This window comes from Campylobacter sp. FU_520 (genome assembly GCF_025772385.1).
Taxonomy (GTDB): domain Bacteria; phylum Campylobacterota; class Campylobacteria; order Campylobacterales; family Campylobacteraceae; genus Campylobacter_D; species Campylobacter_D lari_C.
Window position 1 is genome coordinate 1 of the sequence record NZ_JAKMRZ010000026.1, and the last position, 13,918, is coordinate 13,918.

The 13,918-nt window shown below is 28.0% G+C and carries 15 protein-coding genes, 1 tRNA gene and 1 pseudogene; 12 read left to right on the forward strand and 5 right to left on the reverse strand.

Annotated features, from left to right (window positions below; genetic code table 11):
• Positions 1–164: 164 nt before the first annotated feature.
• Together L8W55_RS07470 and L8W55_RS07475 are read right to left on the reverse strand one after the other, a co-directional pair.
• Positions 165–821 carry a DNA/RNA non-specific endonuclease gene (locus L8W55_RS07470; protein WP_257395777.1) on the reverse strand — a complete coding sequence of 219 codons (657 nt, stop codon included), beginning with the start codon at positions 819–821 and terminating at the stop codon, positions 165–167.
• A 1-nt stretch (position 822) separates the two neighbouring features.
• The gene (locus tag L8W55_RS07475; protein WP_257395778.1) at positions 823–1,467 is read right to left on the reverse strand and encodes a S24 family peptidase; all 645 of its coding nucleotides are present in this window, start codon (positions 1,465–1,467) and stop codon (positions 823–825) included.
• A gap of 232 nt (positions 1,468–1,699) precedes the next feature.
• Here L8W55_RS07475 and L8W55_RS07480 point away from each other — a divergent pair, with 232 nt between their 5' ends.
• The 9 genes from L8W55_RS07480 to L8W55_RS07520 all read left to right on the forward strand — a co-directional run bounded on the left by L8W55_RS07480 (position 1,700) and on the right by L8W55_RS07520 (position 4,903).
• On the forward strand, positions 1,700–1,906 hold the full coding sequence (locus L8W55_RS07480) for a hypothetical protein (protein WP_041570280.1): 207 nt from the start codon (positions 1,700–1,702) through the stop codon (positions 1,904–1,906).
• A complete protein-coding gene (locus L8W55_RS07485) occupies positions 1,907–2,206 on the forward strand; it encodes a hypothetical protein (RefSeq protein ID WP_214098769.1) in 300 nt (99 codons plus the stop codon). It abuts the gene before it with no gap.
• Between the two features lie 348 nt (positions 2,207–2,554).
• Positions 2,555–2,734, forward strand: coding sequence for a hypothetical protein (locus L8W55_RS07490; protein ID WP_263672590.1), 180 nt, complete (start codon positions 2,555–2,557; stop codon positions 2,732–2,734).
• Positions 2,735–2,736: 2 nt separating this feature from the next.
• Entirely contained in the window at positions 2,737–2,895 is a 159-nt protein-coding gene (locus L8W55_RS07495; protein ID WP_012661539.1) for a hypothetical protein, read from the forward strand.
• A 21-nt stretch (positions 2,896–2,916) separates the two neighbouring features.
• Positions 2,917–3,783 (forward strand): hypothetical protein, encoded by an 867-nt coding sequence (locus tag L8W55_RS07500; protein WP_257942475.1) that lies wholly within the window; start codon positions 2,917–2,919, stop codon positions 3,781–3,783.
• A complete protein-coding gene (locus L8W55_RS07505) occupies positions 3,780–4,154 on the forward strand; it encodes a hypothetical protein (RefSeq protein WP_087699185.1) in 375 nt (124 codons plus the stop codon). The genes L8W55_RS07500 and L8W55_RS07505 overlap by 4 nt, the downstream gene beginning before the upstream one ends.
• Complete coding sequence (locus tag L8W55_RS07510) at positions 4,138–4,344, forward strand: hypothetical protein (RefSeq protein WP_214126389.1); 207 nt, start codon at positions 4,138–4,140, stop codon at positions 4,342–4,344. The genes L8W55_RS07505 and L8W55_RS07510 overlap by 17 nt, the downstream gene beginning before the upstream one ends.
• A gap of 15 nt (positions 4,345–4,359) precedes the next feature.
• Positions 4,360–4,716 (forward strand): hypothetical protein, encoded by a 357-nt coding sequence (locus L8W55_RS07515; protein WP_214136032.1) that lies wholly within the window; start codon positions 4,360–4,362, stop codon positions 4,714–4,716.
• 1 nt (position 4,717) lies between these two features.
• Complete coding sequence (locus L8W55_RS07520) at positions 4,718–4,903, forward strand: helix-turn-helix transcriptional regulator (RefSeq protein ID WP_012661534.1); 186 nt, start codon at positions 4,718–4,720, stop codon at positions 4,901–4,903.
• Here the strand turns inward: L8W55_RS07520 and L8W55_RS07525 are convergent.
• The gene (locus L8W55_RS07525; protein WP_047208317.1) at positions 4,896–6,074 is read right to left on the reverse strand and encodes a tyrosine-type recombinase/integrase; all 1,179 of its coding nucleotides are present in this window, start codon (positions 6,072–6,074) and stop codon (positions 4,896–4,898) included. The genes L8W55_RS07520 and L8W55_RS07525 overlap by 8 nt on opposite strands.
• Before the next feature lie 192 nt (positions 6,075–6,266).
• Positions 6,267–6,353, reverse strand: a tRNA-Leu gene (locus L8W55_RS07530).
• Between the two features lie 156 nt (positions 6,354–6,509).
• Between L8W55_RS07530 and flgL the strand changes: the two genes are divergently transcribed.
• Together flgL and L8W55_RS07540 are read left to right on the forward strand one after the other, a co-directional pair.
• The gene (gene flgL, locus L8W55_RS07535; protein WP_263678069.1) at positions 6,510–8,732 is read left to right on the forward strand and encodes a flagellar hook-associated protein FlgL; all 2,223 of its coding nucleotides are present in this window, start codon (positions 6,510–6,512) and stop codon (positions 8,730–8,732) included.
• A gap of 950 nt (positions 8,733–9,682) precedes the next feature.
• Positions 9,683–11,611: pseudogene (locus L8W55_RS07540) on the forward strand (DNA translocase FtsK); the annotation flags it as partial.
• Here L8W55_RS07540 and mltG read toward each other — a convergent pair.
• The gene (gene mltG / locus L8W55_RS07545) at positions 11,612–12,565 is read right to left on the reverse strand and encodes an endolytic transglycosylase MltG (protein WP_263678070.1); all 954 of its coding nucleotides are present in this window, start codon (positions 12,563–12,565) and stop codon (positions 11,612–11,614) included.
• Between mltG and L8W55_RS07550 the strand changes: the two genes are divergently transcribed.
• A partial coding sequence (locus L8W55_RS07550) for a DUF3971 domain-containing protein (protein ID WP_263678072.1) occupies positions 12,552–13,918 on the forward strand: 1,367 nt, incomplete at its 3' end. The two genes, mltG and L8W55_RS07550, sit on opposite strands and share 14 nt — an antisense overlap.

The window sequence follows — 13,918 nt, forward strand, 5'->3', positions numbered from 1 at the left end:
TTGGTATAAATACAAAATACATAAAAAATACCAAGTAAATCTAACTACACCCAACAAAAAACCATTTGTGGTTATTTGTTTAGTATTGTAAGAAACCTCAAAATTATATACAACAAAGATAAGATATCCATTTTCTTTACAATTTTCATTTTTTCCTTATTTAATTAAAGAAAGTTACATTGTATTTTATATAGTTTTACATTCTCACTTTCCACTTTATAATTTGGAACTTTATAGCATTCTTTAAAATTATTACCTTTTATAATCTTGATATAAGAGTTTGGAATAGCAATTTGATTTTTTATTCTTTGAGGGTTGCTATCATAATTAACCAAATTTAAAACTTCAATTTCTCCAAGCTTTAAAGCCACTTGTCTTTCTCTTTTTTCAATCTTATTCCATACTTTTTGATTAATTTGTGGATTTTGCGGAGTAATATTACTCATTAAGAATGTACTTCTTTGAGCTTGAGTAGTTTTTCTCATAGAGGCATTAGAAAGGGTATGTCCTCTATCATAACCACTATTTTTATAATCACTCCAAGTGGTACGATATTTTTTAGGTATATTTGTATCATCTTCAAAGCGCGGGCGTTTTTTGATTTGTTCGCCTTTTAGATTATCTGCTTCTAATTTATAAGCTACTGCTTTAGTACCTTTGTAGTTATAATCATAACAATTAATATAATAAAATTTATCTAAAACTTGAGAGCAGTTTTGTTTAGTAAAATACTTTGCAAAATCTTCACTCGGTTTATATTGTGTGTACTTTGCAAAAGATAATGAAGTAAATAACGCTAATAAAAATATCTTTTTAAGCATTTTAAACCCTTTCTATTTGATTTAAGAATATTTTAGTGTTACACGAGCAAATTACAACACCTAAAAATACATAGTCTTTTAATGCAGATTTTTTAATTTTTTTGTCTTCAAAACCTATATTATCACTACTTATGATAATTTCATCATCAAGGACATTTTTTCTTATGCGCTTGCAAAATAATTCACCATCGTATCTAAAAATAGCCACATCAGCATTTTTGATCTTATCGAGAGAATTTTTACTAGTATCAACTATAACAAAACTTCCATTTTGTATAAAAGGTTCCATACTGTCGCCAAATATTTTTATCATATCATATTGTGTTTTGTAAGGAATACCTAATATTTCTACTAAAAAATTTTTATCAAGATATATAGTTTGAAAGTTTTCATCGCTGTTATCGTTTCCAAAACCTGCACTAGCGTAAACATTAGGAAAATATCTGATTTTAACTATATTTTCTATGTCGTTTGTGTTATTTATATTCATTTGAGTATATTTAAGTATATTTTTTTCAGGTATATAACCTCTTTGTTTCCAAACATCTATGGTATTTGCGGCAACACCTAGGTAATCTGCTAGTTCTTTATAGGTTTTCAAATTTTGTTCTAGCATCCATTTTTTCAATATTTCTTTTACTTCCATAAAAAGATACCTTTCAAATGTAAAATATAACTTGACAAATGAGTATATTTTTTTTATAATTTCACAAAATAATTAATTTTAAAACATAAAAATAATTATTTTTTAGCAAAAAGAATACCAACTTTTTGCTTAAGTATAAAAAAGGATACATAATGCAAGATTGGATTATAGCTGGCGTGATTATAGCTATCTTATCGGTTATGTTTGTAATCATAAAGATAAAGGAAACAAAATGATAAGAGCATACGCAAACACCATATCAAATATACTCAGCAATGAAAAATCTATAAAAAAAGACACGCTTTTTAAAAGAATGAACATAAAAGAAAGTGAATTTAATGAAGCTTTGAATTTTTTACTTGATCATAATTTTGTAAAACTAGAAGCTATTAGTGATGGTTTATTTGAAACCATCATAGTTCATTATGAGGGTAATTGAATGTGCATTAAAGAGAAAATTCAAGAAAAGTTAGGGTTAAAAACTTTTGATGAAATGGAAAGAAAACTCAATTTGAAAAATCAAACTTTAAAGGTTTGGCTTAGCAATAAAAGCAAAACAAATTCTAAAGTAGAAAAAGCACTTTTAAGACTTGGTTTTTTGAATGAGGATCTGAGATTATCTAAGAGATTGAAAGATTTAAAACTAAAGCATAAAAAATTTACAGCTTTGGTAGAAGAAAAAACAAAAACTATACAGGAGATTTCTGAACTTTTAAAAGAAATTGATGAGGTAGCTTGAAAACCTCATTAAGCACATTTTCTAAGTGTGCTTAAAAGGTTTTTAAAAGCTTGAAACTAGGTTTTAAGTGAATTTCCTTATAGCTAGCTTGGTGATCAAGCTAGCGTGTTCTTTATTTATCACACTCCACAGCGACGGGTGGGAAAGTGGGCTTTTTTAAAAAGCTTTGTTAAATGGTCAAAATACCAAAAGTTTAAATAACTTTGAATGCAGGCTCTATGTTTTGACATAAGTAGTGTTTAAATGGGAGTTAAACTCCCTTATAAGCCATATTAGCTTTCTTTATTTTGAGTAACCACCTTTATGGTGGTTTTTAACTTCCATTTATGCACTATAAAAAGGAAGAAAATGTCTTTTAAAGAAAAAATTAATACAGCCATAGAACACGCAAGAGCTTTGGCTTTAATTAACAAAGAATGCTTAGATTTAATTGACTACATGGAAGAGTGCGATGAGGATGATTTAAGATCTAACTTAGATGACTTAAAAAAACTCTTGATAAAAGCAAAAGAATTATTGAAAGGATAGTAATGAATTTTAAGCCCATACAAAAAGAAAATGATGCATTTAAAAAAGCAAGAGAAATAGAAAGTTTAATAAGTGAGCTTAGCTCAAAAGGATTTAAACTTACAAAGGCAAATTCAAAATCTTTAGTTATGAAAAAAGGTTTTGATAAGGTAGCAAAATAACAAAAAAAAGAAAGGAATAAAATGCAAAACATAGGCTATGATAGTATCAAATTTGTAATCCCAAAATTTGCATTTTATAAATTTCTTAAAAAACATGATTTATATACAAAGCTTAGAAAAACAAACCGCAATAAAGTTATAGAAAAATACACAAAAGAGAAGTTTAAAAATATCAAAACAAAAGATAAGTTTTATGAGTTTAAGGTTAGGTATATAAACATCAAACCTAGAAATAAAAGTTTATCAAATACCATAATAGTGATAGAAAATTCAAAAGACACCCATGAAGTTGCTAGAAAAAATAAAAAGAAAAAAGACTTTTATATAGAAGTACAGTTTAACGGTCTTTTTCAGCCTAGCAAAAGTGTGGTAGCTGATGTGTATAAGGTGTTAAGTAAAATGGTTAAGAGGTTTAAGGCTTATAGTTTTGATATAGCTTGTGATTTTTGTGATGAAAGTGCTTCTATGAGAAAATATGAAGAACATTTGCATGAGTTGTCTTTAAATAAAAAAATCAAAGGCGAAATGGTTTTTTATAAAAAATCTCTTTATGTAAATGGGGTGCATAGTAAGTTTTTTGATCTTGATAGAATTTTGATTTATGATAAGTATGAAAAGCAGACTAGTTATCACAAAGAAAAAATCAAAGAAGAATTTAAAGACTGGAAAAGATTAGAATTAACTTTCAAACTAAACTATAAATTTTTAAAATACATACAGCATAAACACATTCATGATGCTTTAGATTTTATATATGATTTTATAGCTTTACTAGGTAAAACATATAGCTTTACAAAAGAATTATTACTTATTAAACAAACAAAATATTTAATCAATCCAAGATGGACAAAAGATATAAAACCATATGCATTAAAGGATGTTGCATGAGTATCGTAACACATATAATTGAGGCTAATGAAATAGCTCGCGCATGTTTAAAAAATGACTTAAAATATAGTTTGAAAGAAGCAAGGATTATCAATAGTGCAAATGAAAGAATGCTGTGTTTTTATTTTGATAATCCTTTTGCTATAGATTTGTTTGAAAGAAACAAAGAAAGTATCAAAAATGACTTAAGATGTGAATACAAGAAAAAAATCAAACTTTATAAACGCATTGATTTTGTATTTTACGATATTTGCTCAAAAAACACTAATGAGCTTAAATCAAGAACAACAGAAGAAAAACAAATACTTCAAAGGGGTATAGATATGCTGGAAAATATTATAAAAAGGAGTAAAAATGGAAAACATAGATAATCAAAATAATCTAAAAGAACTATCTATGAAAATTGTATCTTTACATAAAGCTATAGAGCACGCAGAGTATGAAAGAAGTGCTTTAAATTCAGCCATTAAAGAGTATAAAGAAGATTTAAAAACAACCATAAGAGAGCTTGAGAAAATGAAAGAACCTAATCTTTTCAATCAAGAAAATAAAGAGGAATAAACAAAAGGATATTACATGCTACAAATGATGAAAGATTTTTTAGAACAAAGAAATTTGATAGAAAAACACTTAGAAGAAATAAAACAACAATTATCAAAAATGCTTAAAGAATTTCTTTCTATAAGAAATGATCTTTCGTTTTCTAATGGATGTAACTCTTTAGAAGAAGAAATTAGACATTATTGGAAGATAGAGGCTTGGCTTGATGTAGAGCTTAAAAGAATATGTATAAAGCTTATAGATACAAGAGTTTCTTATAATAGTTTTGATTTTGAGAATGTCAAAGTATTATTAGCACATACTTTAAGTTATGAAGAGCAAAAAGCCATTATAAAATCACTCAATTTAGAAACAAACATTAAAAAGGATTAATATGAAATTATTAAGTACAAAAGAAGTTGCACAGTATTTGGGTTTTAGCGTTGATAGGATAAGAAAAATGAGAATGAGAAAAAATCAAGCTATTTATAACTTTCCAAAGGGTGTTAGAGTGGGAAAAGTTTTAATGTATGAAAAGAAAGAAATCGATGATTGGATAAAATATTGCAAGGTTAGCTAAGCTTTCCTGCAAGTTTTTCTATATAATCTCCCCACCACTGCATTAATCTTCTTTTTAATTCTATATTTTTACTTCTATTGTAAGCTTTCAATATTGCATTTTTTTGCTCATGAGCTAAGCATTGCTCTGCTATATCCATACTTACTCCATGTTCCAATTGCTTTTCGTTTGCAATGCTTCTAAACATAGCACGAAATCCATGCGCGCTTTGAATTCCTTTATATCCTAAGCGTTTATTGGTATTGCATGTGATATTTTCACTATTACATCCTTTTTTAGAAGAACCAGCAAAAACATAATCATTGACTTTAATCGCATATTGATTTTTTAATATACTTATGGCTTGTTTGCTTAATGCTATATTATGCTCTTTACGCATTTTCATTTTTTGAGCTGATATAGTCCAAATTTCATTTTTAAAGTCTATCTCATCCCAAGTAGCTTTTATAACATTGCCAGGTCTTTGGGCTGTTAAAAGCACAAAAAGCATTAAATTTTTATGACTTTGTTTGATATCTGAATGTATTAGAGTATTTATATATTCTTTAATATCAGATTCATCTAATAGGGTAGGTTGGTGTATAACCTGATTTGGTTTTTTAAATACAATATTATTTTTGATAGAAGCTACGGGATTGTTTTCTATGATCTCAAGTTGCAAAGCATATTCAAATACTTTATTTATCCATATCTTTGCTTTTTGAAGCGTAGCGCTTTTATGCTCTATGGTCTTTAAAATATTAACAATATCTACTCTTTTTATATCATTAATATTTTTATATTCTAAAGATTTAAAAATACCTTCTTTGTAGCTTAATCCTCTTTGGATTGTTTTCGCTGCTAAATTACTCTTTCTTGCATTTTCTAATACTTCATCATATAATACGCCAAATTTCAATCTTTTTGCATTGCTTATGTTTTGACCCTTGGCTTTTAGTTTGTGTGAATTTATAGCTATTTCTCTAAGTTCTGCTAGGGAAAGCAAGGGATATTCCCCAAGTGTTATATAAGTATCATTAGCTTGTCTTGTTTTAAATAGTTTTCTACCACTAGGATAAACAAAAACATACAATCCTTTTATACTAGGATCGCTAAATTTTATAAATTTTTTACCATTATCGCATTTTACGCTTTTCAAGAAACTATCTGTAAGTTTATTAATTTTTGCCATTTTTATTCTTTGTATTATTGTAAAAAGTAACCCATTTAGTAGCCCACTTTTTTAAAAGTAACCCACTTTTTTTGCAATATTTTAACACAAAAAATAACAAAATAGAATAAAAAAGAATGTTTATATAATCCCTTAAATATAGGATTTTAAAGATAATTTATTGAAAAATAACACTTGGGAGTAAAAAACAAATGGTGCCCGAGGTCGGACTCGAACCGACACAAGGTTGCCCTTACCAGATTTTGAGTCTGGCGCGTCTACCAGTTTCACCACTCGGGCTTTTTGAAAATTTTAAAATATAATATAGAATGTGAGATTATACTAAAAAAAAATTAAAACAATATAAAATATTTATATAACAAATGAAAATATCTTTAAAATTTGGAACTTTTTTTGCTTGCAAATAATTAAAAAATTTATTTGCGGAGCAAAACAATGAGAATTAGTAATCAGTATAACTACTACACTTCTATACAAAATTACACGGATGGTCAGTCTTTACTTAATAAATATAATTTGCAATTACAAACAGGTCAGCTTATTCAGCATTCTTGGGAAAATGCAAATGTTTATATTAATGGTTCAAGATTAGAATATGAGATGGCAAATATAGGTCAGATTATTCAAGGAACCCAAGCAGCACAAGAAATGGCAAAAAATACTGATACGGCTTTAAAAAATATCACCGAACTTTTGGAAAAATTTAAAACACTTTTAACAAAAGCCGCAAGTGATGGAAACTCTCAAGAATCAAGAGAAGCTATAGCAAAAGAACTCAAACTTGTAAGAGATTCTATTGTAAATATTGCAAATACTAGTATCAATGGACAGTATTTATTTGCAGGGTCAAATAGTGCTAATATGCCTTTTGATAAATATGGAAATTATACTGGTAATAAAGATAATATTTTTGTAGTAAGTGGCGCTGGCACTCAAATTCCTTATAATATACCTGGTTGGGATTTATTTTTTAAACCCGATTCAAATATTAATAAGATTATTTCAACAAATGTTTCTTTCACTGATGCTCGTTATCCGGATAAAAAAGAATTTTTAACAGGTGAGTCTAAATTTTCATACTTAATAGGTCAAAACTATGTGCAAAATGGTAAACTTGATCCTGATAAAAATTTCGAAGATAGTTATGATGAGAAACTTCCTTTTCCGCATTCATCTATGTATATTCAAGGTGTTAGACCTGATGGGACAAGTTTTAAAGCTACTTTAGATATAGATCCTGATGCAAAAATCGAAGATGTTTTAGAAAATATTGGAAAACTATATGGCAATACAGAGGGGAATGAGGTTGTTAAAGTTGCATTAAATGATAGTGGTCAAATAGAAATAAAGAGCTTAAAAGATGGAAGTAGTTCTTTAGATTTTCATGCTGTTGCTATGACACCACAGCTTCAAGATGCAGAGCAAATTAAAGATTTAAGTGAAGCTGCTAAAGCTGAGGGTATTACAATGGCTCAGGTTACAGAGCGTATTATGCAAGCAGCGCATGGCGGAGATTTAAATAATACTAAAAGTCCAGTAACAGTGGAAGTGGGAGGTAAGCAATTTACTGTTGATATCTATAAAACAGATTTTATAAAAAGCAATATCAATGGTAATAAAACTAATGGAGCTGATTTTGATGTACCTTTTGAAAAAGATGGCAATACTGTTTTTGGTAATGTTTCTCAAGTTATTAAAGGTACAAGTGAATATGCTACTGATAGCACAAAGTTAAGTGAAGTTGTAGCAAATGCTGATGGAAGTATGGATGGTCAACAACTTCAAATGGAAATCACTTCTAAAAGTGGTCAAAAATATAATGTAACTATTGATTTAGAAAATTCCACTGTAAGTTACCCTGATCCAAACGATCCTACTCAAACCATAAGTTTCCCTATTACTCATTCTCAATATAACGAAGCAACAGAAACTTCAGTGGGTATGCAAACAAGACCTGAAGATATTACTTATGGTCAGTTAAATGATATTATAGGTATGTTTGCAAGCGATAAGGTTCCAACTGCTACAATTACTCCAAATACAAATGGAACAATCAATAATGGTGATTTTCAAACTATTCAACAAAATATAAGCGATTCTAAAGATTTTGTTAATGTAAGTATGGACTATAAAGGTCGTATAAGTATTACTGATAAGTTTTCAACTAATACAAACATAGGTCTTACTATTAAAGATTCAAATTCAAATAGTGGCTTTCCCCCTGCAGGCACTTCTGTAAATGGTTCTGGTTTTGTATTTAGCGCAAATAATTCTTTAACTATTGATGAGCCAAATATTGACTTGATTAAAGATTTAGATGAAATGATAGATGCTGTTTTAAAAGGTAATATGAGAGCTGATTCAGAAGGAAGTGACCCTAGAAATACGGGATTGCAAGGAGCTTTAGAAAAAATAGATCATTTACAAGATCATGTTAGAAAAATGCAAACAACCATAGGAGCTTATACTAATAATATAGAAGAAACAAATAAAAGAATGACTTTTTTAAACGTTAATGTTGCTTCTATAAAAAGCGGTGTAACTGATGCTGATTATGGGCAAACTTATATGCAATTTATGCAAACTATGGTATCTTATCAAGCTATGCTTTCAGCTACTTCTAAAATTTCTCAAATGAGTTTATTAAACTACTTATAATTTTTTGATATAATAGCTTTTTTCTTTATAAAGGATATATTATAAAAAAAGAAGCTATTTTTGTTATTTTTAATATTTTTATTTTTTATTTTTGTTTAAGTGCTTTGATACCCGATCAAGCTTTAGTAAGTATTATAGGGTATTCTTTGGCAAAACTTAGTTATTTTTTATTTGGATCATTGACTAAATTTTACCCTTTTGTCTTTTTTTGGTTTAATTATCTTTTGTATAAAAATGATTATAACTTTGAACTTATTGAGCGTAGATTTAGCGTGGCTGTTTTTGCTTGTATTTTTGCTTCACTTATTTTTGCTTCAGCGTTCTTGCAAGATAAAGGCTATATAGCCTCTGCTATGTTTGTAATCTTAGATGGACTTTTTGGAAAAATAGGAAGTTTGATCTTGGTGATTTTGCTTTTAGCTTTTGCTTTTAGTATTTCTTTTCCGCAAATTATCAAAGAAGTATTTAAAATAGAGCTTGATTTTGATTTTTATTTAAAACTTGAAACTTTAATTAAAAATAAAATTTTTGGATTTTTTGGTGGTGATAAGTATGAAAACGAAACCAAAGAAGAGCAAGAAAAGCTCAAACAAGAACTTTTAATTAAAGAGAAAAAAGAAGAACTTGTTGAAGAAGAATTACCAAAGCAAGAAATTCAAGAAATTAAAAAATTTAATCTTGAAGATTTAAAAAAACAAGAATTAGAAGAAGTGATAATTAGCGAAGAGGATAAAAAGTTAAGCTCAAGCTATATTCATGAGCTTTCAGAGCCTATCGCAAGTTTTGCTCAAAAAGCTAGTCAAATAAATATAAAGGAAGATGAAATGACCCCTGAAGAGTATTTATCAAAATATAAAAATAAAAGTGAAGATATTTATACTCAAACCTTAAAAAGTAAAAATTTAGACGAGCCAAGTTATAAAAGACGCAATATGGATTTAAATGAAAACAAAGAAGAGGTAATAGAAGAAAATTCTTTGTTTGCCAAAGAGCTTAAAGAACGTGAGCAAATGTTACAAAAAGCTAAATTACTAGAAGAGTACAAAGCTTTACAAAAAGAAAAAATCTTAGAAGAGCTTAATGAGGATTTTAAAAAAATTGAAGAATTAAACGCTATAGAAGCGCAAAAAGAAGCTGAGTTTAAAAAAATTCAAAACAAAACTAGCTTTTTAGGGGTAAAAGATTTTAAAGATGAGGATTTTATCCCGCAAAATGAAGTTAAAGAATTAGATTTTAGTGAGGATGATTTTACTAAGCCTGTTAGTATAGAAGAGCTAAGAAGTAAAAAAAACTATGAAAGTCCTTTTGTAGTAGAAGAAGTGCAAAATGAAGTTAAAGAAGAAAAAGTTCCATTTGAAATTACTCAAGAGCCTATAGTGGAAGTAGTAGAAAACAAAACACACCATTCTATCGCTAATGAAGTGAGTGAAAATAAAGCTTTATTAAAAGATCTTGACTTTGGAAATTTTGAAAAACCAAAAGATTTTTCTTTACCACCTTTAGATTTTTTAACTATGCCAAAAGAAGGCAAAAGTGAAATCAATGAAGAAGAAATCGATAGAAAAATTTATGATTTACTTGAAAAATTAAGACGTTTTAAAATAGGTGGTGATGTAGTTAGAACTTATACAGGTCCTGTTGTAACTACTTTTGAATTTCGTCCAGCAGCAGATGTTAAAGTAAGTAAAATTTTATCTTTACAAGATGATTTAGCTATGGCTTTAAAAGCTCAAACTATAAGAATTCAAGCTCCAATTCCAGGTAAAGATGTAGTGGGAATTGAAGTTCCAAATGAAAAAATCGATACGATTTACTTAAGAGAAATTTTAGAAAGTGAGGTATTTAAAAATTCTAGCTCACCTTTAACCATAGCTTTGGGTAAAGATATAGTAGGCGATCCTTTCATCACAGATCTTAAAAAGCTTCCTCATCTTTTAATAGCAGGAACTACAGGAAGCGGTAAAAGTGTGGGAATTAACTCTATGCTTTTATCTTTGCTTTATAGAAATTCACCAAAAACTTTAAGACTTATGATGATAGATCCCAAAATGCTTGAATTTAGTATTTATAATGATATACCACATTTACTTACACCGGTAATTACTGATCCTAAAAAAGCGGTAAATGCTTTATCGAATATGGTAGCTGAAATGGAACGCAGGTATCGCTTGATGGCTGAAGCAAAAACTAAAAATATAGAAAATTACAATGAAAAAATCAAAGAGCAAGGTGGTGAAATCTTACCATTTATTGTAGTGATTATTGATGAGTTAGCTGATTTAATGATGACTGCGGGTAAGGATGTAGAGTTTTATATAGGTCGTTTAGCGCAAATGGCAAGAGCAAGTGGAATTCACTTAATCGTAGCTACACAGCGCCCTTCGGTAGATGTTGTTACCGGGGTTGTAAAAGCAAATTTACCAAGTAGAATTTCTTATAAAGTAGGGCAAAAGATAGACTCTAAGGTTATTTTAGATTCTATGGGCGCTGAAAGTTTGTTAGGGCGCGGGGATTGTTTATTTACCCCTCCTAGTATGAGTGGTTTAGTACGTTTGCACGCACCTTTTGCAAGCGAAAATGAAATTGAAAATATAGTAGAGTTTTTAAAAGCTCAACAAGTAGTAGAATATGATGAGAGTTTTTTAAAAGATGATAGCCAAGATGGAGCTTATAAAAGAAGTGAATTTGATGATGGGGATTTAGATGAACTTTATGAAGAAGCAAAGGCTGTAATCTTAGAAGATAGAAAAACTAGTATTTCTTATTTGCAAAGACGCTTAAAAATAGGCTACAACCGCGCAGCAAATATCATAGAACAACTTTCACAAACAGGTGTTTTAAGCGAACCTGATGCAAAAGGGCAAAGAGAAATTTTATAATCAATTTCTTATTGCCTTATTATGATCTTTTAAAGTAGAGGTAAAAATATGCTTATTGGTTTTTTTATCTCTTACAAAGTATAAATATTCTGTTTTGGCAGGAAAAATAGCTGCCTTGATAGCTTCAAATGATACATTACACACAGCTTCTTTTGGTATGCCATTAAATTTATAAGTGTTATAAGAACTATTATCCGATCTTATTCTTTGCGGAGTGATTTTTTCATGAGAATATTTTCCATAATTTAATGTTCCATCCATTTGAAGCTTCATGCCTTTTCTTAAACGATTTCTAATTACAGATGAAACTATAGGCATTTCTTCATTGCTCGCTGCTTCTTTTTGTATAATGGACGCTATAATGATATACTCATGCCATTTTTTTTCATTATATTCTCTAAAGATTTTATAAGAAAGTTTTTTAAATTCATTTGTAGAATAAGCTAAAAGATATTTCACCAAAAGCTCTTCTGTAATACCTTTTGGAATTTTATAAGTTTCAGGAAAAAGCATACCTTCTTTAAAAGGACTTTGTTTGTAAAATTCCTGCATTAAAGTCTTGGCATTTAAATTTAATTTTGGTGCTAATTCTTCAAAGAAAATTTCAGTTGTTTCTCCAGGAATTAAAGTAATAGTTTCAAGTGCTGCCTTAGCGACGGTAAGCTTATGTAAAAATTCAGCTCTATTTAGTTCTTTTGTACCTATATTTATCCAGCCAGATTGCGGATGGCCCAAAAAATATAAAGTATATTTATCAATACTGCTCATTTTATAGTTATTTTTATCTAATTGCGTTATAATCTTGCTAACAGAACCTTGTGGTATAAAAACTACAGAGTTTGTTTTTATAGGTAAAAGTAGATAATAAAAAATGGATAAAAGAAAAATTAAAATCAAATCACAACATATTAAAAAAATTCTTAAATTTTTAGCATTACCTATGATACTTTTCATTGCTTTGTTTATTTACCTCAAAAATGGAATTTATATAGAAAAATTAGAATTTTCTTCTATTAATTTGGAGAAATTATATATTAAATTAGATAAAAAACTCATTTTAAATGCTAAAAAAGTTATAGTAAATTCTCAAAGTCAAAGTACTCAAAATGAAACTAGCGCAAGTAAAGCTGTGCAGCTTATCAAAGATGTAAAATATATTTATTGGTTTTTTCAAGAAATCAATATAGATGAAATTTTTGTTAATAACTATCCTGTGGAATTAATTTATAAAAATAATCTATTTTTTGTAAATAGTAAAAATCTTTTAGTAAAAGTAAATTTAAAAATTAATGATAAAAATATACAAGCTAATATTGATAATTTTATTTTAAAAGATCATAATCTTAGCGTAATTGGTTCCTTACTTATTAATCCTAAGACAAAATTTTATACTTTTAAAGGTAAAATTGATAGTGATTTTTTAAAAAGTGATGTTAAATTTTCACTCAAAAGAGAAGAGATTGCTTATGAATTAGAAAATATAAGCTCAAATAATATTTCGCAAATTTTTGATATTTTAGTAGAAAATGGGGTGCATTTGCCTTCTAATCTTGCTCTTTGGGTGGGTGGTAAGGTAAAGGCTGATTTTTATTTTATAGAAAAATTAACCGGTTTTGCAGACTTTGGAAAACATAGATATTATTTAAATGATATCAATGCCAAAGGTTATGTAAATAATTTAAAAGTAGTTTTAGATAAAGGCATAGATCCTATTGTAAGTCCTTTTGTAAGGCTTGAATTTGCCAAACAAAGACTTGATTTTATTTATGATGAATTACGTTTTAATAATTATGATTTAACTCAAAGTCAAATTTATATAGATAATATGCTAAATGAAAAAGCAGGAATTTATATACGTATTAAAAGCAATAATACTAGAGCTGATTATAGGATTAATAAAATTTTGCTTTTATATGATATAAAATTACCATTTTTACAAAATAATGGTATTGCAAAGACTGATTTAACATTGAAAATTCCTTTTGATCATCCTGAGAAAATTACTTATAATGGTAGTTTTAATATTATTAATTCAAATATAAATATAAGTGATTTTAAGATAGCTCAAGCAAATCTTACTTTAAAAAAAGATAAGCTAGATATACAAAATGCAAGCGTGCAAAGTAGTATGATTAACGGTGATTTTAATGCAAGTGTTGATTTAAAGCAAAAAAAAGGTGATTTTAAAACCTTTATAACAAACTTAGAATTACCACAAGAGAGCTTAAAAATGGAAAATAAATTTCTTGATTTAAGCCTTGATTTTGACAAAAATATTAGTTTATATAATAAAGAATTTACTACAAC

Coding starts and splice junctions, on each gene's coding strand:
- L8W55_RS07470 (WP_257395777.1), bottom strand. CDS start 821: ATGCTTAAAAAGATATTTTTATTAGCGTTATTTACTTCATTATCTTTT.
- L8W55_RS07475 (WP_257395778.1), bottom strand. CDS start 1,467: ATGGAAGTAAAAGAAATATTGAAAAAATGGATGCTAGAACAAAATTTG.
- L8W55_RS07480 (WP_041570280.1), top strand. CDS start 1,700: ATGATAAGAGCATACGCAAACACCATATCAAATATACTCAGCAATGAA.
- L8W55_RS07485 (WP_214098769.1), top strand. CDS start 1,907: ATGTGCATTAAAGAGAAAATTCAAGAAAAGTTAGGGTTAAAAACTTTT.
- L8W55_RS07490 (WP_263672590.1), top strand. CDS start 2,555: ATGTCTTTTAAAGAAAAAATTAATACAGCCATAGAACACGCAAGAGCT.
- L8W55_RS07495 (WP_012661539.1), top strand. CDS start 2,737: ATGAATTTTAAGCCCATACAAAAAGAAAATGATGCATTTAAAAAAGCA.
- L8W55_RS07500 (WP_257942475.1), top strand. CDS start 2,917: ATGCAAAACATAGGCTATGATAGTATCAAATTTGTAATCCCAAAATTT.
- L8W55_RS07505 (WP_087699185.1), top strand. CDS start 3,780: ATGAGTATCGTAACACATATAATTGAGGCTAATGAAATAGCTCGCGCA.
- L8W55_RS07510 (WP_214126389.1), top strand. CDS start 4,138: ATGGAAAACATAGATAATCAAAATAATCTAAAAGAACTATCTATGAAA.
- L8W55_RS07515 (WP_214136032.1), top strand. CDS start 4,360: ATGCTACAAATGATGAAAGATTTTTTAGAACAAAGAAATTTGATAGAA.
- L8W55_RS07520 (WP_012661534.1), top strand. CDS start 4,718: ATGAAATTATTAAGTACAAAAGAAGTTGCACAGTATTTGGGTTTTAGC.
- L8W55_RS07525 (WP_047208317.1), bottom strand. CDS start 6,074: ATGGCAAAAATTAATAAACTTACAGATAGTTTCTTGAAAAGCGTAAAA.
- flgL (WP_263678069.1), top strand. CDS start 6,510: ATGAGAATTAGTAATCAGTATAACTACTACACTTCTATACAAAATTAC.
- mltG (WP_263678070.1), bottom strand. CDS start 12,565: ATGAAAAGTATCATAGGTAATGCTAAAAATTTAAGAATTTTTTTAATA.